At 40.3% G+C, this 20,596-nt stretch carries 13 protein-coding genes; 8 read left to right on the forward strand and 5 right to left on the reverse strand.

Annotation, left to right across the window (positions count from 1 at the left end):
* From JKG61_RS00385 to JKG61_RS00420, 8 genes are all read left to right on the forward strand, one after another.
* Positions 1–1,608: a S41 family peptidase gene (locus tag JKG61_RS00385; RefSeq protein WP_202101017.1), complete on the forward strand. Its 1,608-nt coding sequence runs from the start codon at positions 1–3 to the stop codon at positions 1,606–1,608.
* A 23-nt stretch (positions 1,609–1,631) separates the two neighbouring features.
* Entirely contained in the window at positions 1,632–2,765 is a 1,134-nt protein-coding gene (locus JKG61_RS00390; protein WP_202101018.1) for a TlpA disulfide reductase family protein, read from the forward strand.
* A gap of 240 nt (positions 2,766–3,005) precedes the next feature.
* On the forward strand, positions 3,006–3,560 hold the full coding sequence (locus tag JKG61_RS00395) for an RNA polymerase sigma-70 factor (protein WP_202101019.1): 555 nt from the start codon (positions 3,006–3,008) through the stop codon (positions 3,558–3,560).
* An 88-nt stretch (positions 3,561–3,648) separates the two neighbouring features.
* A complete protein-coding gene (locus tag JKG61_RS00400; protein WP_202101020.1) occupies positions 3,649–4,644 on the forward strand; it encodes a FecR family protein in 996 nt (331 codons plus the stop codon).
* A gap of 253 nt (positions 4,645–4,897) precedes the next feature.
* On the forward strand, positions 4,898–8,194 hold the full coding sequence (locus JKG61_RS00405; protein ID WP_202101021.1) for a SusC/RagA family TonB-linked outer membrane protein: 3,297 nt from the start codon (positions 4,898–4,900) through the stop codon (positions 8,192–8,194).
* 11 nt (positions 8,195–8,205) lie between these two features.
* Entirely contained in the window at positions 8,206–9,600 is a 1,395-nt protein-coding gene (locus JKG61_RS00410; protein ID WP_202101022.1) for a RagB/SusD family nutrient uptake outer membrane protein, read from the forward strand.
* Between the two features lie 40 nt (positions 9,601–9,640).
* Positions 9,641–11,110, forward strand: coding sequence for a TlpA disulfide reductase family protein (locus JKG61_RS00415; RefSeq protein ID WP_202101023.1), 1,470 nt, complete (start codon positions 9,641–9,643; stop codon positions 11,108–11,110).
* Positions 11,111–11,554: 444 nt separating this feature from the next.
* Complete coding sequence (locus JKG61_RS00420) at positions 11,555–11,821, forward strand: hypothetical protein (protein WP_202101024.1); 267 nt, start codon at positions 11,555–11,557, stop codon at positions 11,819–11,821.
* A 302-nt stretch (positions 11,822–12,123) separates the two neighbouring features.
* Here JKG61_RS00420 and JKG61_RS00425 read toward each other — a convergent pair whose 3' ends face one another.
* The 5 genes from JKG61_RS00425 to JKG61_RS00445 all read right to left on the reverse strand — a co-directional run bounded on the left by JKG61_RS00425 (position 12,124) and on the right by JKG61_RS00445 (position 20,532).
* Positions 12,124–12,639 carry a hypothetical protein gene (locus JKG61_RS00425; protein WP_202101025.1) on the reverse strand — a complete coding sequence of 172 codons (516 nt, stop codon included), beginning with the start codon at positions 12,637–12,639 and terminating at the stop codon, positions 12,124–12,126.
* A 316-nt stretch (positions 12,640–12,955) separates the two neighbouring features.
* Complete coding sequence (locus tag JKG61_RS00430; RefSeq protein ID WP_202101026.1) at positions 12,956–14,077, reverse strand: AhpC/TSA family protein; 1,122 nt, start codon at positions 14,075–14,077, stop codon at positions 12,956–12,958.
* A 27-nt stretch (positions 14,078–14,104) separates the two neighbouring features.
* Complete coding sequence (locus JKG61_RS00435) at positions 14,105–15,643, reverse strand: RagB/SusD family nutrient uptake outer membrane protein (RefSeq protein WP_202101027.1); 1,539 nt, start codon at positions 15,641–15,643, stop codon at positions 14,105–14,107.
* Between the two features lie 13 nt (positions 15,644–15,656).
* Positions 15,657–19,187: a SusC/RagA family TonB-linked outer membrane protein gene (locus JKG61_RS00440; RefSeq protein WP_202101028.1), complete on the reverse strand. Its 3,531-nt coding sequence runs from the start codon at positions 19,185–19,187 to the stop codon at positions 15,657–15,659.
* A gap of 190 nt (positions 19,188–19,377) precedes the next feature.
* On the reverse strand, positions 19,378–20,532 hold the full coding sequence (locus JKG61_RS00445; protein ID WP_202101029.1) for a FecR family protein: 1,155 nt from the start codon (positions 20,530–20,532) through the stop codon (positions 19,378–19,380).
* Positions 20,533–20,596: the final 64 nt, after the last annotated feature.

A 20,596-nucleotide genomic window follows, 5' to 3' on the forward strand; every position in this document is an offset into this window, starting at 1 on the left:
ATGAAAAGAACAGGAATACTTCTGGGGATGGTCGGAGTAGCTTTTTCGCTCCAGGCACAGATGAATCCAAAGTATAAGTTTGAAGAAGCATTGAAATTGATCCAGGACAATTACGTGGATCGCGTCAATGATGAGCATTTGGTAGATGCGGCTATACGTGCCATGATTGCAGACTTGGATCCGCATTCGCGCTACACGAGCAGAGAAGAAGCAGAGGCTATGCGTGAAGGGATGAGCGGTAGCTTTGCAGGGATTGGCATCCAATTTTTGAAAAGCGGAACGCAGACATTCGTTACGGTAGTTAATCCCGATGGACCGGCTATGAAAGCAGGTGTACGGGTAGGAGATGAGATTCTGGCCATTGACGGTGAGTCCATCAATGGAGAGGCTTGGGGTAATAAAGAAATAATGCTTAAACTGCGTGGAGAAAAAGACGTGCCTGTAGTTCTTGGTTTACTTTCTCCTGGCACCACTGAGCAAAAAGATATCCGTATCGTACGGGGCAATATTATAGAGCGTTCCGTAAGAGAAGCTTACATGATAGACAAGGAAATCGGTTATATCGGTCTGTCCATCTTCAACTTGACTACGCGTCAAGAGATCGATGCCGCACTCCAGAAGCTGCAGGAACAGGGAATGAAGAAATTAATTTTGGATTTGCAGAGTAATGGTGGAGGTTATGTACAATCGGCAATCGGCGTTGTAGACGAATTCCTGCCGAAAGAAAAGATGGTCTTCTATTCTGTACCTAATGAAGGAGGGAAGGATTATTATTACACAGGCGGTTTTGGTCGCTTTTATAAAGGAGAACTCGTCGTATTGATCGATGAATCTACAGCATCATCCAGTGAGATCGTTACTGGAGCCTTACAGGATTGGGATAGAGCTGTAGTCATAGGTCGCCGAAGTTTCGGAAAAGGATTAATGCAGCGCCCCGTACCCTTGTCGGATGGATCAGAAATGCAATTGACCGGAGCGAGGTACTATACCCCATCGGGCCGCTCCATACAAAAACCATATACCAAGGGTAAAGAAGATTACTTTCAGGATTTTAGCCGCCGGATGGAGTCTAAAGAATTGTTGGAAGAGGGACACGTGGAGTTCGCCGATTCCTTAAAGTATACCACTTTAGAGACAAAACGTATTGTTTACGGAGGTGGAGGCATTATGCCTGATCGATTTGTACCTATCGATACCAATGTCTACAGTGGCTGGATGGGAACATTGATGAATACTGGTATTGTGGCTAAGGGTGGTTTTGAATTTGTACAGCAGAATCGTGCTGCACTCCTGAAAGCCTATCCCGATTTCGAAAGCTTTAATAAAAAGTTTAAAATCCCCATAGCAGTACATCGGCAGGTGGTAGCTTATGCAGCTACCAAATCGGTTGTTGTGCCAAATGACACCCATGTGGATGCACATCGCGCAATCGATGTCGAACTGAAGGCACAGATTGCCTCGCTGTTGTATACGGGGGGGGATTATATGGCCAGAGTGCGCAATGAAGCTAATCAGAGTTTTATCAGTGCGTTGGAGGTATTGAGAGACACCAAGATGTATAATTCTTTATTGCATAGCGATATTGTTGGAGAGAAAGCAAAAAAATAGATATAATATAAAAGACGAAGAATATGAAATGGACATTGTTATTGGCTGGCGTACTGCCATTCGCTGTATTTGCACAGCAGGATTATACCGTTGAGGGGCAACTTGGCAAGCTGGATAAGCCCGCCAAAGCTTATTTGAGATACAAAATAGAAGGTCGGGAGATAATTGATTCCGTGTATTTGGACAAAGGCAGATTTGTGTTTAAAGGAACTATACCCTCTCCATTAGAGGCTGCCATACGTGTTGCTCATGATGATAAACCTGTAGATCCCACCAAGTCGGTGAAATGGGACTTGTTTCCTTTCTTTTTGGAAGGGCAGCATATAAAGATTTCTGCTTCAGATTCTATTCAGAATGCCATCGTGTCAGGATCACCATTGAATGACGAGAACAAGCGTGTTAATGATATGTTGGCTCCTATTTATGCACAGTATGAAGCTTTAAATAAAGAATATGCGTCCAAATCTCCCGCCGATCAGCAGGATATGAAATATTTGCAATCGTTAGATGATCGTGCTGAGGCAATAAAAAAACAAACAGAAGAAGCTAAATTGGAGTATATCAGCAAAAATCCAAAGAGCTACATGTCTTTGATGGCCTTGAGTTCTATTCTTGAGGATGGATTTGATGCCATAGCATTGGAGAAGGTTTTCTTGGAACTCGATGTCTCGTCTCAAAATACAGAATTGGGACGTAAAGTAGCAGATCGCATTGCACAGGTCAAAAAGACACAAGAAGGGGTTGAGGCCCCAGATTTCACACAGCCCGACACGGAGGGCAATCCAGTCAGACTTTCGGACTATCGGGGCAAGTATGTACTGATTGATTTTTGGGCATCTTGGTGTGCACCCTGTCGTCGTGAAAATCCAAACTTGGTAAAATCATATGCACAGTTTAAAGACAAGGGATTCGAGATATTAGGTGTGTCGATGGACAAGGCCACTGATAAAGAGAAATGGCTAAAAGCCATAAAGGATGATGGTCTTACCTGGAAGCAAGTTGGTGATCTTAAAGGTTGGGACAACGAAGCAGGCGTATTGTACGATGTCAAAGCTATCCCCATGAATTTTCTTGTCGATCCAAGTGGAAAGATCATCGCCAAATATCTGAGAGGTGAGGAGTTGGATAATAAATTGGCTGAAATTTTTAATAAATAACACCAAATAGATATCAGGTCTATAGTTATAATTGTTTGGTTGTAAGGCTCCTCTCGAACTTATGTTCGGAGGAGTTTTTTATTACTTTATAGTGTCCATAATGAGCGTTAAAAATTGTCTTGTGACTTTTTCTTAGTTGTATCATTATCTAGAATGTGTCAAGCCTTGTTTTGTTATAGAGTATGAAAACATAACAAAGTCATCAGTTTGTGTATTTTTTTTCTAAGTTTGTTTACGACAATGGCCAAACATACTCTCCATATCGATACCCAATTGGTACAGGCGCTGAAGCGTGGTGAAGCAGAGGCGTTGGATGCTTTGTACGATAAATATTGGGAGCATCTGTTAGCTATATCGTATAAGTTTTTAAAAGATAAAGATCATGCTGAAGAGGTCGTACAAGAAGTCTTTATATCTCTTTGGAGACGTAAAGATCAGCTTCAAATAGATAATCTTCCCAATTATCTAGCCACGGCGGTTAAGTTCTCTACTTTTCGTTTTTTACAGAGCGCCAAACGTCGCAAAGAAATAGAAGAGGCGGTCTATATCAATGAATTTGTAAAAGCAGACGATAAAATCGAAGCCAAGTTTTTAAAAGAGTATGTCGATGGTCTAGTAGAAGAGCTACCCACCAAATGTAAATTGGTCTTCCGTCTCAGTAGGGATGAACAGATGACCAATAGGGAAATCTCGGAAGAACTGTCTATATCCAAAAAGGCGGTGGAATGGCATATTACCAATGCACTCAAAGCGATTCGAAAAGGCCTAAAATACTTTAAGATTATTTTGTTTTAATCAGCTGTTTTATTTTTTTTATGTTTTTCTTTAAAAATACTAGGGTATAGTGCATCCACATGTGACCTATATATAACTAACCACTACAATGACGAATCAAGAAATAGAACAATTGGTAGATAAGTATATCGATGGCGTTGCTACAGAAAGCGAACGTAAGAGGTTGCTTGAATGGTACCGTCTCAATTTGCAGGAGGATACTGTATGGTTCTCCGATAGTTCAAATGAGCGTCAAGAGGTAAAAAATCGTATGAAAGCCAAGATACAGGCTGCTGTTGCAAATAGTGCGACAAGTCTTCGTTCGACTAAAAATAGCAGTATCAAAAGAAATGCTTGGATAGCCGCTGCTGTCGCCGTATTTGTATCAATATCTCTTTGGATAGGTTTGAAGAAGAACGAATCGGTAGATCAGGGCCAGTCATTGTATGTATCCCATCAAGCTTCAGCAGATACGACTGAAAACCGATATATAAATCTGCCAGACAGCAGCGTGGTTATATTGCGCTACGGTGCGAGCTTGGAGATGATTTCTGACTTTGCAGGAAATACACGTGAAGTCCGTTTAGTCGGAGAGGGATATTTTGATATTAAGAGAGATGAGAGCAAGCCATTTATTGTCTATGCAGGAGATATAAAGACAGTTGTTTTGGGAACAGCATTTACGATTAAATCTTTCAATGATGGTAAGCAGGTCCAAGTCACTGTACAACGTGGTAAAGTGCGGGTAGAGCAAGAAAAGAAAATTCTATCCGAGCTGATCGCTGATCAACAGTTGGGAATAGACATCGATGCCGCAACGACCACCCAGCAAGCTGTGCATGCAGATGAAGAGTTGGTATGGACAGCCTCAGATTTGGATTTTGAGGAGATGCCTTTTGGCGAATTGGCTGGACGATTGTCACGTCGTTATGGTGTAGCAATAACGTTTAAAAACGATGCTTTATCAGGATGTCCTGTGACAGGCATGTTTAAAGGGACAGAAAAGATAGATGACGTATTAAGCACCCTATGTGCAGTGCGTAATGCGCGCTTTAATAAGTTAGCTGATGGAAGTTTCGTTATTGATGGCAAAGGGTGTAATTAGGCAAGACAAGGAAGTAACTAATCATTATAAAAACTAAAAAAAAATGAATCATGAAACGAAAGCTATAGATAGGAAATAAGAAGTACAGATACAAGAAACTCCCCCGCCGTAGGAAGCAAAGAGGGAGTTAGTAGATCAAAAATTTATAACCATTTTAAATCCATAACAAATAATGCAAAAAATCTTGGTTTTTGCAAATAGGGAAATCTATGACCGCTTCCCACTGTATTTGCGACAAAATATTCATTTTTTTATGAGAGTAAATTTAGTCTGTCTACCACTTTTGGTGCTCGCTATGAGCCTTTTCGGTGCCAATACCGGTGTCGGACAAGGCGTTAATACCAAAAAAATAGTTTTATCGGCTAATGGGTTAACACTTAGAGACGCCTTAAAAAATCTACAGGAAGTATCGGGTCTAACCGTTTTTTATCCCTCTGAAGTTGTAAACCAATATCCTGTTGTAAAACTGGGTAAGCAACCACGTACCATCACAGAGACATTAGATGTCCTCCTTGCCGGTACAGTACTTCAATATCGCGTTAATAAGGGAAATATAGTCCTTTCTGTTAAAGATGTTGATGATGAACAAGGCATACGAATATCTGGAATAGTACAAGATTTAGCAGGTAATCCCTTATCAGGAGTAACCGTGTTAGTTGAAAATTGGGACAAGCAAACGGATCTTATAAATAGTAGTACGGCTTCAGATCGGCAGGGGCATTGGGGATTGGTCGTGCCTAGCGAAGATGTAAATATTAAATTTCAATATTTGGGCTACAAGAGTGTAGTTAAGTCTGTAAAAGAAATTCAAAGGAATGGTATTGTTCTTTTGGAGATGTCTCAAGATAATCTAGATGAGGTAGTGGTGATTGGATATGGTACGACCACACGCCGTAAAAATACAGGCTCTGTGGCATCGCTTACCGCTAAGGAAATCGCCTCACAACCTGTAAGCAATCCTCTAGCAGCCCTGTCTGGGAGAATGTCGGGCGTACTTATAGCGCAGAATAATGGTGTGCCCGGTAGTGCGGTGCAGATACAAGTCCGAAACCAGGCTTCACTAAGCGCGAACTCTTCCGGATCGATACCACTTTATGTTATTGATGGTGTTCCTTTCACAAATTTTAATGGCTCGCAGCCTGCTAATGACAATTTGAACGCTTTTTCATCTTCAGGATCAGCCGGTGGGCTGAGTCCTTTCAATATGATTAACCCGGCAGATATTGAACGCATTGACGTACTGAAGGATGCTGATGCGACAGCGATTTATGGTAGTAGAGGTGCGAATGGCGTGGTGTTGATTACTACAAAAAAGGGAACATCTGGCCGTACGCGAATAGGTGTTAACTTTAATACAGGTTATACCGAAGTCAATCGTTTCATCCCTATGCTTGACCTAGACCAGTACCTTACTCTTCGCAAACAAGCTTTTACGAATGATGGTACGACTCCGACAATAGCAAATGCACCGGATTTGGTGGAGTGGGACCAGAAAAAATCTACAGATTGGCAAAAATTCCTTATTGGAGATCGCGGACATGTTTCTGATTTTCAGGCAAATTTAGCAGGAGGAAACGATTACACAAGGTTCTTTTTTAATACAGGTTATCGTAGTGAAAGTACCGTCTATCCCGACGACAATAAATACAACCGTATTACTTCTCGTTTGAATCTAGATCACCGATCGTCCGATAACAAGTTCAACGCAGCACTTTCAGTTAGCTACGCCAATGACGATTCTAATATGCCAGCTTCAGACGTTACTTCTTCGTATACTCTTCCACCTAATTATCCGTTGTATAATCAAAATAATGAATTGTATTGGGTCGTCGTTAATAATAGCACGGTAAATAATCCTTTGGCACTCTTAAAACGACGCGCATTGAGCAATACAAATAATCTTATTTCTAATGCAAACTTGTCCTACAAGATTTTGCCTGGATTGACGGCAAAAGCAAATTTTGGTTATACCATCACACAGCTGCGACAGAATAACCAAACACCTATTGCTTCTCAAAATCCAAGCAATAATCCCAAGGGATCTTCATCATTTTCCAATACGAAGGCTCAGAATTGGATTATAGAACCTACCTTGGACTATGGAACTGATTTGGGCAGTGGACGTCTGACAGCACTGCTAGGGGGAAGTTTTCAACAAAACTCCTCACACACACAGACTACAAATGGTACAAACTATGAGATTGATGCACTTTTGGGGTCGCTCAGTGCTGCAGGAAATTTTACTGCGAGCAACAATATCGTCTATTATAAATATGCGGCAGCATTCGGGAAAATAAATTACGACTGGAAAGATAAATATTTGATAAACGCCACCTTCCGTCGCGATGGTTCTTCTCGATTTGGACCTAATAACCGTTTCGGAACTTTTGGAGCGGTCGGTTTGGGCTGGATCTTTACCAACGAGGATTTTTTCAAAGATAAGGGAGTGCTTAGTTTTGGTAAAATCCGGGGAAGTTTCGGTACGACAGGAAATGACCAGATACCAAACTACATCCACCTATCCCTTTATACGCCTACGACAGCATATTTGCAAAGCCCCGCAATGAATGTGGTGACTCTCCCTAATGCTAATATCCAATGGGAAACGACAAAGAAATTAGAATTTGCTATGGATCTGGGGTTTTTGAAGGACCGAATTCTTTTTACGGCAAATTACTTTAGAAATCGCTCTAGCAATCAGTTAACGGATGCCTCTCTAGCTACACAATCGGGGGTTAATAGTTTTAAAACGAATCTGCCAGCTCTAATACAAAATACGGGATTAGAACTGGAGCTAAATACCAGCAATATCCAACAGGAAAACTTCCAATGGAGAACCTCCGCTAATTTTACCTTTTACAAAAATAAACTTGTGGATTTTCCGGGTTTAGAACAGTCGTATTACGCGAGCAGTTATGTCGTTGGCGAACCAATCAACCTGATACGTTTATATCATTATCTTGGTGTCAATCCTGATAATGGACAGGCAATTTATGAAGATCGGGATGGAAATGGAACCATTAACTCTGATGACCGTTATATCGCAGACCTTGGTACGCCATTTTATGGAGGTTTCAACAATACCTTTAGCTACAAAGGGTTAGAGTTAGGGGTTTTCTTCCAGTTTAACCATCGCTTTGGTGTCACCAAAATCTTAAATTCACGTCCAGGTGCATTTACAAATCAAAATGAATACTGGGCAGATTATTGGACTGTAGACAATAAACAGACGTCCATACCTGCCCCAAACAGCGCGTCTTACAACCAGTTTACCCAATCTGATGCTGTATATGGCGATGCATCTTACTTGAAATTACGTTCCGTAAATCTTTCTTATACCTTACCGACTAGCTGGGCATCTAGAGCTAAAATGTCTAATTGTTCGGTGTTTGTACAAGCTCAGAACTTATTTACATGGGCAAAGAACCCCTATGTGCTAGATACCGAAACAACGATAGGTGGAGGCCCTCCAGGATTAGGGACAGGTACGCTGCAACAGGTGTTGCCGCCATTACGGACAGTTGTTTTCGGGATTAATTGCCAATTTTAACGTTTACTAAAATGAAAGAGATTTTAAAAAATATAATGTCACTATCTGTTTGGGCAGGAGCGATGATGTTAGCTTCTTGCGAAAGCTTTGTTGACTTAGGTGCACCGCCCACCCAGGTCGAATATAGAGATGCTTTTACTACGGACGCCTCTGCTTCGACCGTGGTCCGCGGATTATATGTTGCTTTTGCGGGGAATTTTAATAACCAGAATCTATCGCAGATGACTTCCATGTTTACTGGGATAGCAGCAGATGAATTGCAATATAATGGCACTGACGTGACTACGACGGAATTTGCAACCAATAATTTGCTTAATTTAAATTCAAGCGTTGCTAATTTATGGTCTATGTCCTATCAGTTGATTAAAAATGCAAATAATGCAATTACGGGATTAGAGTCTTCGACATCCCTAACAGCTTCTCTTAAGAATCAGCTAATTGGAGAAGCTAAATTCATGAGGGCGTATGTCTATTTCTATTTAGTGAATTTGTATGGGGGTGTTCCGTTAAACCTTCTGCCAGATAATGGAGCTTTTGAAAGTGCTAAATTGCCCAGAGCATCGGCGGATGAGGTCTATGGACAAATTGTTAATGATTTACGAGATGCTGAGGACAAGCTGGAAATAGACTACAAGGCAACCCCACGCGGTCGAGTCAATAAACATGCAGCCAGCGCGTTGCTCTCTAGGGTATATCTTTATAGTAAAGATTATCCCAATGCAGAACTGTACGCAGGCAAGATTATCAGTGCTACACAGCTTTACAGCCTTACGGCACCTACCGCTAATTTCATTAACAGCAGTGCCGAGACCATATTACAGATCGCAAATTTAACTGCAGTAACTACCTTTGGTTTTAATTATGTAACAGCGGGGGCGACCTCAATTCCTAATTACACTTTACTGGAAGCTGTTTACAATAGCTTTGAGACTACACCTGCAATAGACTTAAGACGTAGTAACTGGATAGTACCAAAAGTAGTTTCCAATACGACTTATTATACGATCTCCAAGTATAAAGCATTTACAGGAACTGGCAATGAATATCATATTTTACTAAGACTGTCCGAGCAATATCTTATCCGTGCAGAGGCCCGAGCGTACAGGGATAATCTCTCAGGAGCAAAAGCGGATATTGATGCGGTTCGTACGCGTGCCGGATTAGGAGGAGTGAGCAGTATATTGACAAAAGAGCAAATGCTTGAAGCGATAGAAACTGAACGGTTACATGAACTATTTGGCGAGTATGGACATAGGTGGCTTGATCTTAAACGTACAGGTCGTGCTACTACAGTCCTGTCTGCGATTAAAACAGATTGGAAAGAGACAGACGCATTATTTCCAATTCCAGAAAGCCAGCGATTACAAAATAAAGAACTTGGACAGAACCCAGGCTATGAAAATTAGGCTGATTCATAACATTTTATAATAAAGAGACATACACATCATGAAATTTATATTTGTATTTATAACAACTATGCTGTTTTTAGGAAGCAGTATCGCCCAAAGCAATTTTCAGGATAGATCCAATACGTATTATGAGATCGCGCAATCAGGTACCAAGGAGCAGAAAGAAGACCTTGCAAAAGAGCTGTTTTCAATAGCAAAAACCTCTAAGAATGAAAAGGAAATCGAGCTAGCCAGCAACTACCTCTTTCGTTTAGGCTATGAGACGAGTTCAGACTCACTACGTACGGTTATTGCTAAAAAATTTCCAAAGGGAGAAGTAGCTCGAGGAGCCTATATCAAAGAGGTGTATTACAAACAAGAAAATGCAAAATCCAAAGAGAAGAGCTATAATTATTTAACGAAGACCTGGCCAATAAAACCAGATGTGGATAAGATGGCTTATGATTACGTAATAGCAGATTTAGCACGTTCATTTGCAGATGAAGGGGATAAGCAGAAGGCCCTGTTTTATATTGGAAAAATGAATGAACGTTTTTGGAGAGCACAAGGCTATGTGCCAGTTGCAACCAAACTGCTTCAAAAAGGAGATACTGCTGCCGCTTTACCACTTCTCCAAACGGCGATAGATGATGCAGAGTATTACATTAGCCTTCCGGAAAATCAGAAGGACAATAAGGCGGGTTTTGCAGCTATCGGCTATCCAGGGTATATCTCGCAATTGGTCAATATTTACAATGATCAGGGGCGACAGTTAGAGGCGTTACAGATTATTGAGAGAGCTATTTCTTTGGTTCCAGATCAAGCAGATCGATTCAGTACTAGCTATTTTCAAGGATTAGAAGCCGCCGGACGTAAACTGGAAGCATTACAGCAACTAGAAATATTATATACGCAAGGTACGTTTACGTACAAAGGCAAAATGACTGAATTATATATTGCTTTAAATGGTTCCGACAACGGGTTGACGAACTATTTTACACGATTAGATCAGCAGGTTGTTAAAGCGATTCGTGCGCATATCGCCAAAAGTACAGTTTTGAAAGCTGCTCCTGAATTCGAATTGCTGAATCTGAAAGGCGAGAAAGTTTCGCTAGCTAGTTTAAAAGGTAAAGTGGTTGTTTTGGACTTTTGGGCTACTTGGTGTCAACCCTGTATTCGTTCCTTTCCTGGTATGCAAGCTGCTCAGCAATCCTATGCGGATGATCCAGAAGTTGAGTTCATTTTTATAAATACTTGGGAAAGAGATGCTGATTACAAAGAAAAGGTGAAAGCTTTCATCCAAAAGAATAAATATCCGTTTGAAGTATTATACGATGATCAGAAAGATGCGGAGACTGGAAAGAATCTCGCTGCAAGATTCGGTGTAAACGGTATCCCTGCCAAATTTATCATTGATAAAGAAGGAATTATTCGCTATTTCTTGACAGGTTCGTCTCCAAATGTGGACTATATTAAATTAGAAATGCACGAATTAATCGAGTCGGCAAAAAAGGCAAGTAAAGGATAACTATTTTTATTGATAAGCGATCTTTTATTGGATCTGATCAATATGTTAAATCTATTATAATGGATAGCATATAAAGCAAATTGTTATTTGCTTGGACAGATTGCAGCAGTCGCTGAACTTTCGGCGATGACCGAATATGCTAATAAAAACTAGAATCAATAAGTAGCACTATTAAATGCAGAAAGGGCGCAATTAAATCAATTGCGCCCTCTTTATTTTCTGATTTCCTGAATGCGTGGGAGTGTAACTCAAACTTTGTCATTGGATAATTAAATGAAAAAAAATTGTTAAGTTATTCCGTTGACAGATTTCACGTTAGAGTCTCATAAAAACAAAATCGAATCCTTTGATAATCGCGATATCTTTATGGATACATTTGAGATTTCTATTGGAAATTCTTGTCAGAATACTTTTGTTTTTGGATATACCAAAATTTAGAAACTAATGGAACGTTTTGTCAATAAAGGAATTTTATCAGTAATCATGTTGTCGCCTTCGCTGTGCATGATACAAATTTGTGATCAATCAATTAATGAGGTATATGAACAATTCGACAAGATTGAAGCCGAGATAATTGCCTTAGGAAAGGTTGAAGTAGATCTTAGGCAAACTTTTTCAGCCAATTTACAGTGCATAGACAATATACAGTTACGCTCTCAAATTACCGAATATATTGATCAAGTTTTTGTAGACGAGGTCGCTTTTGTATAAGCTAGCTAAGCTCTTTTTCTTATAGGAAATGGGTATGCAACGCAGTATGTTGATGTCGTTAACTAATAAACTAAAGAATATTTTGCTGTTGTAATGTTAATTCATTTATCTACTACGGCTTTTTGTTTTGTGTTCCGATTTCTAAAGGAAGAGTACATCACCTATTAAAAGCGAATACTAGTAAAGCACCACAAGCCATATAAACCATGTTAAAAATATTTTAGTCTCATAAAACGAAAAATGCTGTTCGGAAAATACTACTACAGAAGGGACTGAGCCCTTCTGTAGTTTGAAATACGGATTTATTTACCTATTTCTTTAGTAACTATATCGCCAGAAATTGTTTTATCGACGACAATTACCAGTGCAGGAACAGACACATGCGATTGCTTTTCTCCGATAACTTTTTTATAGGAAAAAACAACATCTCCTGACTCTGACTTCTGTAAGCTTACAGGATTTAGGGTGGTTTCCATGTCCGTTTCGGGCAGAACTACAGCAATCACGTATTGTTTATCAAAGTCGATTACAGTTGGGAGTCCATCTTCTCCCATAACGGCAGCGGCTTCGAAAACTTTGTCAAACTCGTCTTGAGTTTGAATTTTAGTGTTTGCAATTGGCGATTTTACATTGTTTTTTACAAAATAACGTTTTGCTACTACATAAGAAATATCCGTAACGATTGGATCCTTTGTACGCATCTCACTCGTTTCTGTAACCTTTGTATCCGAGGTATCTTTTTTCTCTTGATTGTTACATGATGTAACCGTAACTAAGCCTGCTATAGCCATGCTCATAATCATTCCTTTTTTTTTCATCTGATTTTGTTTTTTATTTAACTTATTAATTTCCTAGAGGATATTCCGTTTCAAGTTCGGTGGGTACATTGCTCGAACTGGTGTAACCTGAATATTGGTTTTTAGATCCCGAGGCAGTTTGCCCAGAAAGTATGTTTTTGAGGTTCGAGTAACATTTGAAACTGGCAAAAGAGATGTTATCTTTCCTTCGCTTTCGCTAGAAAACAGCTTTTGTTGCAAATCCTCCCATAAACCCTCAGGCGGTGTTTCTCGATAATCCTTCAACTTGTTGCGCAGATTTTCTATTTAGTTATTTTTCATATTTGCGCTTTTTTTATTAATTTAAAGCTTTTTCTAACATTTCTTCCAATGCCTTATGACTTAACCGTCTTCCGATAATGGTCCCATCCGGAGCGATCAGAAAACTATCCGGGATCGGTTGTACACCATATAATTCTGCTACGGGCGCTTTACCCGTAGATAGATCCGAAGCCTGTGGCCAGTTTAGACCATCTTTAACAATAGCCTCTTTCCATTTTTTTTCGTCTTTTTTGACATCGATCGAGTATTGCAGTATGGTAAAACCTTTATCCTTGAATTTTTCATACGTCGCTTTCATATGCGGATGCTGTGCTCTGCAGGGTACACACCAGTGTGCCCAAAACTCTAACAGCACATATTTTCCTTTAAAGTCACTTAGTTTAATAGGTGCTCCAGTGGTGTCAGAAGACGTAAAGTCTGGAGCCTTTTGACCTACAGCGACAGTTTTATTTGCGGCTAATTTATTTGCTATATATTTTCCTTGGCTAGATTGTTTCAGCTTGTCCGAAAGATTTGTATATAAGCTGTCGGTGAGACCTATTGGAAGATTATCCTGAAGAACATAAAGATAACCCAGCGTGATGTCTGAATTAGGATTGTTTTTCATAAAGTCAATTTTAAAATTGTTGACCGAGTCGCTTTTAGCCTTTATTAGTGCGCCAATATTGTTGTATTCAGCCGTTCCTTCCTCAAGATTTCTTATCTGTTGTATCAGGGCAGATCTGCGTTTATAGAGCGGGACTAAAAACTCTTGACTTTTTGTGTACGCTTCATTTGTTTCTGTACCCGATATTTTGATTTCGTCAAGAAGATCTACATGTCCTGTGATTTTTATTTTCCCCGGTTCTAAATAAAAATATGAATTTTTACGAGGGTTTATTTCACCTAGATGTAAATGTACAAAGTAAGACTTATCTATAAAGCCTTTCAACTGAAATTTATCTCCTATACTGGTTGTGGTTATGGTATCGATTTCTGCGCTACCCTCTTTATAGACGATAATGAAGATCTTGTTATTATTCAGACCTTTTATTTCCCCATTGATTTGATAATTGAATTCCTTAGGTTTTTGCGCTTGCGACTTACTACTTGTACATGCTAGAAGCAAGCATAGTCCAATATTTAAAAGTGTTTTCATTTTACTCATTTGAATTTTAGATATTATTTAATATGTGTTCTGTACGATAGCACCATTACTCGATATAATCTCTGTTACAGGTATAGGGCTCGCATATCGCCTTGAATCTTTTGGTAACGCGTATGTTTTAACGGGTTCATTGAATAAAACGTTTGTGCCATTGTAAGGGTAAAAATCCCGTGTTAAAATCACATCATCATTAGGGTCATCGTTATTATTATACCTCCGGATGTCGAACCAGCGTTGTACAAAAGGCATCTCTCTTCTTCTTTCTTCCAAGATCTTTTTTATGGCATCATCTTTAGAGGTCGCCGTCAGATCGACCCATGGCCCAGGTTTCATCCGTTTTGCTCTCAAGATGTTCAATGTATTCATTGCGCTTGAATAGTCATTATTACGCGCCTGTGCTTCGGCTTTCATGAGTAATACTTCAGCAACAGTGGGACCCGATGGTATAAAGCTCTTGAAGAAAAACACATAGCCCGGATAGCTGTAGGCGGGTTTGACCATGCCCCGATCATACGAATAGTTTTCGACCATGTGGTATTGATAGCGCAAGTCGTTGGTCTTATCATAAAGATTGAGCAATGCTTGACTCGGGATGTACCACCAGGTACTGACATCTAACATACGGAAATATAAAAATTCTTTCCATCCGATCATATCTGTTTGGTCCATATCATTATCATGGGTATACGGATATTTAATTGTCACAGTTTCCGCTTGTGGTGTCCCACTGTTGATTCCAACGGAACCATCTATGCCGTAGCGCATTTCCGAATTATAGTCTACCAGGGTGCTGTAGTCCTGCAATACAGAATTGGCATGCGCGATGGTTTTGCTATAGTCATTTTTATGGAGGTAAAATCTTGCAGCAAAAGCGTTTACAGACTCTTTGCTGGCGCGCCAGTGCCTAGCTCGGCCCGAAGCCGTTAAGGAAACTGGACTCTTTAATGCTTCTGCCAGATCTGATTCGATGAGCTGGTATACTTTTTCTAGAGACTGCCTTTCTATAGGCTCTTCAAAGCTGGTACTCGTCTTTAATGGTAGCCCCAATTCATTTTTATTGGCATCGGTATAGGGTAGACAATAGGTGTTGGCTAGTATCCAATAACTGTATGCACGGATAAAGTGCGCATCAGCCTTAATAATGGCCTTTTCTTGTTCGCTTCCACTGACATTGTCCAGGTTACTCAATACCATATTTGCAGTGAATATTTTTTTATATTCACTGGTCCAAAGATTATCTTGTTGATTTTCAAGTAAATATTGGGTATCCCAGGTTGCGAATTGTATAGCGGCAATATTGGATAAGACCGATCGTCCACCATCATAGAGATTAACGGTCAATCCCCAATCGTCTGTACCGTATGTCTGTGCACGGTTTTCTTCTCGGTAGAAAGTAGATTGATTGTCCAACAGCGCATTCAGCTGAGCGGTAGTCTTAACGACCAGTGCGGATGTTTTGGAAGGTGGCTCTTCCAAGAATTTTTTGCAGGATAGCAGCATACATGATGCGACTGTCAAAATCAATATGTTATAAGGATATAGATGTTTATTTGTCATGATATTATCTTTTTTAGAGTGCACACTTGATACCAAATGAAATGCGAGGTTGTGGCTTCAACGTTCCTAAAGGGTATTCAGGATCTTCTCCTGCATGATTAGCAACTATTGTGAATAGGTCGTTACCTTGTACAAATACTTGCGCACGTTTCATATTGATTTTTGAAGAGAATCTGAACGGTAGGTTATAACTTAAGTTGATCTCCTGCATGCGGATATGCGAAGCGTCTTCCACCAAGTAGTTCATGTAATCTGTAAATCTACCCCAAAAATAGTAGCGAGGCTCGATCTGGTTCAATGGAAGAGGTATGATTTCCATTGGATCCCCATTCACGACTTCACCCACTTTTTTATTCGGTAGTACACGCGAACTCAGCGTCGCAGGATAGTTAAAGCCTTTTCTTCGAAACTTGTGTCCAAATTTACCTGTGACGATAAAAGATAAGTTGAAGTCATAAACCTTAAGGGAGTTGGTAAACCCAAAGGTATACGGAGCTACTGTTGTTCCCATATTCAACAGGTAAGTTGTTCCATCTCCCGGTGTAGAGGTTGAGAAATCAAAATTTGTTCCATTTGGTCCCGCTACGGTAGGTTGGTTGTTGATTATTCCGCTATATTCATAGGCCCATAGCGTATTCGCATCCTGACCTTCTACATAGGCACTAGATCCTCCGCCCACAAGCCAAGAGGCATTGTAGTTGGCAATAAATAATTGGGTGATTTTGTTCTTATTGTAGGAAAAATTAGCATTACCTCTCCAGACGATATCGTTCCCTTTGATCCGTTGTACCGTTCCCAATTCCAGCTCGATCCCCCTGTTTGTCATGGCTGCATTGTTTAAGTTCTGACGGGTAGTCCCATTTACCGCAGGAATAGATAAAGCTGCAATAAGATCTTTGCCAGATTTGTTATATAGATCTATTTTACCGTACAGGGCACCTTGAAATAAGCTATAATCGATACCAACATTCCAGGTTCCTGTTTTTTCCCAACGTAGTGTGGGGTTTCCAAAGCTTGATATCGTAGCTCGGTAGTCCCCAGTATACAGGTTTGGCGAAGATTCTAATGCGATCAATGGGCGAAAAGAGGTAGATCTATCCACGTTACCGTTGTAACCATAAGTAGCACGTAGCGCAAGATGATCGACCCAATTGACGTCTTGCATGAAGTGCTCTTTATTAAGACGCCAGCTTCCTCCCAATGACCAAAATGGTGCGTATCGGTAAGAAGGATCATCTGTGATCAGGTTTGAAGCATCGGTACGTATACTACCGGACAAGGTATACTTTGATCTGTAGGTGTATGCTGCATTTGCGAATAGGGAGAAGTACCGATCTGTAATGTGCGTGAATTTATTGACATAACCAAAAGATTGATTTGAACCGGTCCAATTCCGTATAGGGGCAGTTGGGGTACCAGGTCCATTGGGAAATATACCTACGCTAAGCGTTTCTTCATTATAACCATATGCTGTGGGGATACTGAAAGTCTGCGATACCAAATGATTGAGCTCTGTTCCTCCGATGAAATTAACTTCATGATCCTGGCCAAATTGACGGTCAAAATTAAGTTGGTTTCTGAAGATATAGGATTCTGTCTTACTTCTGTCTTGTTCTAATATACCGCCTTTTGGTAGATTTAACGTGATGCGATTGGTAGCTCTGTCCCAACTAGCCGCTGTGTTTACCGCATTTCTAACATAAAAGGTCTGCTCATTGTTAAAGTTACGATTGGTCGTGTTGAATAGTTCATACTGTACCTTGGTATCAAATGATAGGCCTTTTATTATTCTAAATGTCAATCCTGTTTGTAGTCGCGTATTCAGTTGTTCACTGGTATACTTTCGGTTTTCGATTTCCTGGATCGGATTATACGACCAGTCGGCGTACGGAAATGATCCAGTAGGTACTAAGCGATCTAGAATAGGTGTATAGTATCTAGAAATATTGGTCAACGAACCGTCTTCATTTCGAAGTATTTCATACGGGGCTATGTTTGCGATATCAGCCAGTGGATTTGGTGATCCGTATGGGTTCACATTATAATTTACACCGCTTCGGTTTATCTTATTATAGTTGACCAAACCTCCAAAATTGAATTCTAACCATTTAAATACATCTGCAGATGTATTGTAGTTGACGGTATATTTTTTGTTGTCAGAATGTTTGAAATTTGACTGGGTGTCTTCAAAAAGCAATGACACACGATTACTCATTTTTTCTGTTGAACCTGATAAATCTAAGGAATACTGTTGTACAGCAGGGTTTTTAAGAAGCTCCTTACGAATCTGCTCCTTATTGCTTAGTGTTTTGTAGGTGGACAAACGTGCATCGCGCTCCGCCAAGGTAATGTACCCAAGGTTGTGCTCACTCATGGCTACAGTGCCCGGAGACCAAGATTTGTAGATATCGCTCGGGAACACCCCACCATTAATATCTGCGCCCCAATTGCCAAAGGACTTCATCTCATAATCGATGGTTTCTGAAGATGAAGCCAATGGATTGACATAATCAAGATCTAATTTTTTAGAGATACGGGTGAAAGCCGAGAAATTTACGGCTAAAGGTGTACCTTTCTTGCTTTTTTTTGTTACGACTACAATCACACCGTTTGCCGATTTTGCTCCCCATATAGAAGCCGCGGCTGCATCTTTCAGTACAGTTACACTCTCTACATCATTAGGATTGATGGTGCTAAAATCACCTTGGATTGGAAATCCATCGACAACAACTAAAGGTGCTGCATTTTGATTACGGACCCCGAAATCATTACGGATGTTTAATGCCGTTTGCCCCCGGATTTCAAATCTTGGATTGCCATCCGCATCCAGTGTAGCTTGCATCCCTGCCGTAGTACCGATCAGTCGTTGCGCAATGCTCGTCGAGGGTTTTTCCAGTTGTTCCTGGCTTATGGTGTTGAAAGACCCTGTGGCTCTTTCTTTGGATATCGTTTGATAGCCGGTATTAACCACAGACACTTCTTCTAGTTCGGAGGTAATAGGTTCCATTTTTATAGACAGTGTATGTGCCTTACCTACGGTTATTTCTCTCTTTTTATACCCTAGAAAAGAAAGCTGCAAGACGACGCCTTCGTCAATGCCAGGTAGTACAAATTCTCCTGTCGTACTGGTCTGTGCTGCGACATTCGAATTTTTGACACGTATGGTTACCCCTACTAGAGGAGTTCCCTTTTCATCCGTTACGATTCCCCTTATATCCACAGTGGCAATAGCTGATGCATTTTTAGGAATCTCATCTTTTTTACGTATCAGGACTGTCTTATCATTTATGGCATAGAATAAAGGTTGGTTCTTAAGGCAAGTCTCCAAGACATTCGTGATACTGGCATTCTTAAAATCGACATCAATTAGTTTAAGGTGATTGATATCTTTATCGAGGTAAATAAAATCGTAGCCACTTTGTGCACTTATTTTATCCAATACCTGTTGGAGTGATATATTCTTCCCCTTTAGGGTAATCTGGGCATTAGTGACAGCACTTACCTGCACCAGAGAAAAAAACATTATGAATGTGGTTAACTTCATAATTAATAGTGTTTTTTGGAGCAATCCCACAGGAACGTGCACTCCAGATGTTTCATTAATTTTCATTAATTTTGACTTGTTTGGTTAGTTGAGTATTAGTTCTCGTAATGAATTGTAATGATTGGCCAAACAGTTAAGCGGGGGTAGGTCGAAGTACTCCCGTTTTTTTTAGCCATTTAGATAGAATATGTTATGGCATGACGATAATCCTCCTTCCTTCAATTTTAAATTTGGCAGCTTTTGTAAACGATATTTTGTCCAGAATTTTCGAAATATCATCGTAGCGGCTGATTGAACCCGTGAAAACTTTATCTGTGAAATCACCAATATAGACGACTTCTACATCGTACCATCTAGATAGTTTTAACATAATGCTTTCTAGGCTTTCACTTTTGAAAATGAACTTGCCGTGTTTCCAGGCGATCATTCTTTCTGCATCTACATTCTGAATATGGATTTTATTACCTTGGAGCACAGCTTGTTGATCCGGCTTTAAAAGGGTATTGTTAATTTTTACAGATCCTTCCAGTAGGGTAGTGCGGCTAATTGATTCTTCGCTATAACTGTTTACGTTAAAGTGGGTCCCTAGTACCTCCACAGTTTGATTTTTACTCTCGACGAAAAAAGGTTTTTTAATATCCTTAGCCACTTCAAAGTAGGCTTCTCCGTCCAGTATAACAAGACGTGTTTTTGATGCGCCCATATGCGCAGTATAGGTTAAGCTCGTAGCGGCATTTAGCCACACCTTAGTTCCATCGGATAGGGTGATCTGATAGGTTCCCCCTTTTGGAGTAGTGATCGTCTGTGTCAGGGTAGCCGAAGATCCCCAGGGCAAACCAAGCACAGTGCCATCATTATAGGTCAGCTGTTCATCATCGATCACGATACCGTTTTGATTTTCGCTCAGCACGATTTGTTCGCCATTTGCTAATGTGATTGTCGCTTTATTTCCGCCGGCTACAATTTCCTGTTTATGAGCCAATTCACGTGCAGGCTTTAAACTTGACTCATTTTGGTTATAGAGCTGTAGCCCGCCAATAATCAAGACTATCGCCGCCGCTCCCCATTTCCATAATTTGATAGAGGAAATCTTATTTCTAGCGCGGGGGATAGACTGGCTATAGCGAGGATCTTCAACGATCCCTTGAAAAATATCCGCGCTTTTGGAATTTGATAGTGGGTAGTCGTCAAGACTTTTCCAATCTTTATCCATAAACAATTCCACATCGTCCAACGTATCATATTCGTTCAGATACGACAGAAGCTGATCATATTCCGCTTTACTGATTTTTCCGTTAGCATACTTTTCCAGTAATTGCTGGATGATATAGTTTTCCTCATTCATGTCTTATATGGCTTCAAGATGGTGCTACTAATTGATAATACACCGCAAAGCAGACATGGGAGTA

The organism is Sphingobacterium faecale, from assembly GCF_016746095.1.
Taxonomy (GTDB): Bacteria; Bacteroidota; Bacteroidia; order Sphingobacteriales; family Sphingobacteriaceae; genus Sphingobacterium; species Sphingobacterium faecale.

Bases quoted from the DNA above. Each gene is read 5' to 3' on its own strand.
- JKG61_RS00445 (WP_202101029.1), bottom strand. From the start codon at position 20,532: ATGAATGAGGAAAACTATATCATCCAGCAATTACTGGAAAAGTATGCT.
- JKG61_RS00420 (WP_202101024.1), top strand. From the start codon at position 11,555: ATGGAACGTTTTGTCAATAAAGGAATTTTATCAGTAATCATGTTGTCG.
- JKG61_RS00440 (WP_202101028.1), bottom strand. From the start codon at position 19,187: ATGAAGTTAACCACATTCATAATGTTTTTTTCTCTGGTGCAGGTAAGT.
- JKG61_RS00425 (WP_202101025.1), bottom strand. From the start codon at position 12,639: ATGAAAAAAAAAGGAATGATTATGAGCATGGCTATAGCAGGCTTAGTT.
- JKG61_RS00395 (WP_202101019.1), top strand. From the start codon at position 3,006: ATGGCCAAACATACTCTCCATATCGATACCCAATTGGTACAGGCGCTG.
- JKG61_RS00385 (WP_202101017.1), top strand. From the start codon at position 1: ATGAAAAGAACAGGAATACTTCTGGGGATGGTCGGAGTAGCTTTTTCG.
- JKG61_RS00415 (WP_202101023.1), top strand. From the start codon at position 9,641: ATGAAATTTATATTTGTATTTATAACAACTATGCTGTTTTTAGGAAGC.
- JKG61_RS00405 (WP_202101021.1), top strand. From the start codon at position 4,898: ATGAGAGTAAATTTAGTCTGTCTACCACTTTTGGTGCTCGCTATGAGC.
- JKG61_RS00410 (WP_202101022.1), top strand. From the start codon at position 8,206: ATGAAAGAGATTTTAAAAAATATAATGTCACTATCTGTTTGGGCAGGA.
- JKG61_RS00390 (WP_202101018.1), top strand. From the start codon at position 1,632: ATGAAATGGACATTGTTATTGGCTGGCGTACTGCCATTCGCTGTATTT.
- JKG61_RS00435 (WP_202101027.1), bottom strand. From the start codon at position 15,643: ATGACAAATAAACATCTATATCCTTATAACATATTGATTTTGACAGTC.
- JKG61_RS00430 (WP_202101026.1), bottom strand. From the start codon at position 14,077: ATGAAAACACTTTTAAATATTGGACTATGCTTGCTTCTAGCATGTACA.
- JKG61_RS00400 (WP_202101020.1), top strand. From the start codon at position 3,649: ATGACGAATCAAGAAATAGAACAATTGGTAGATAAGTATATCGATGGC.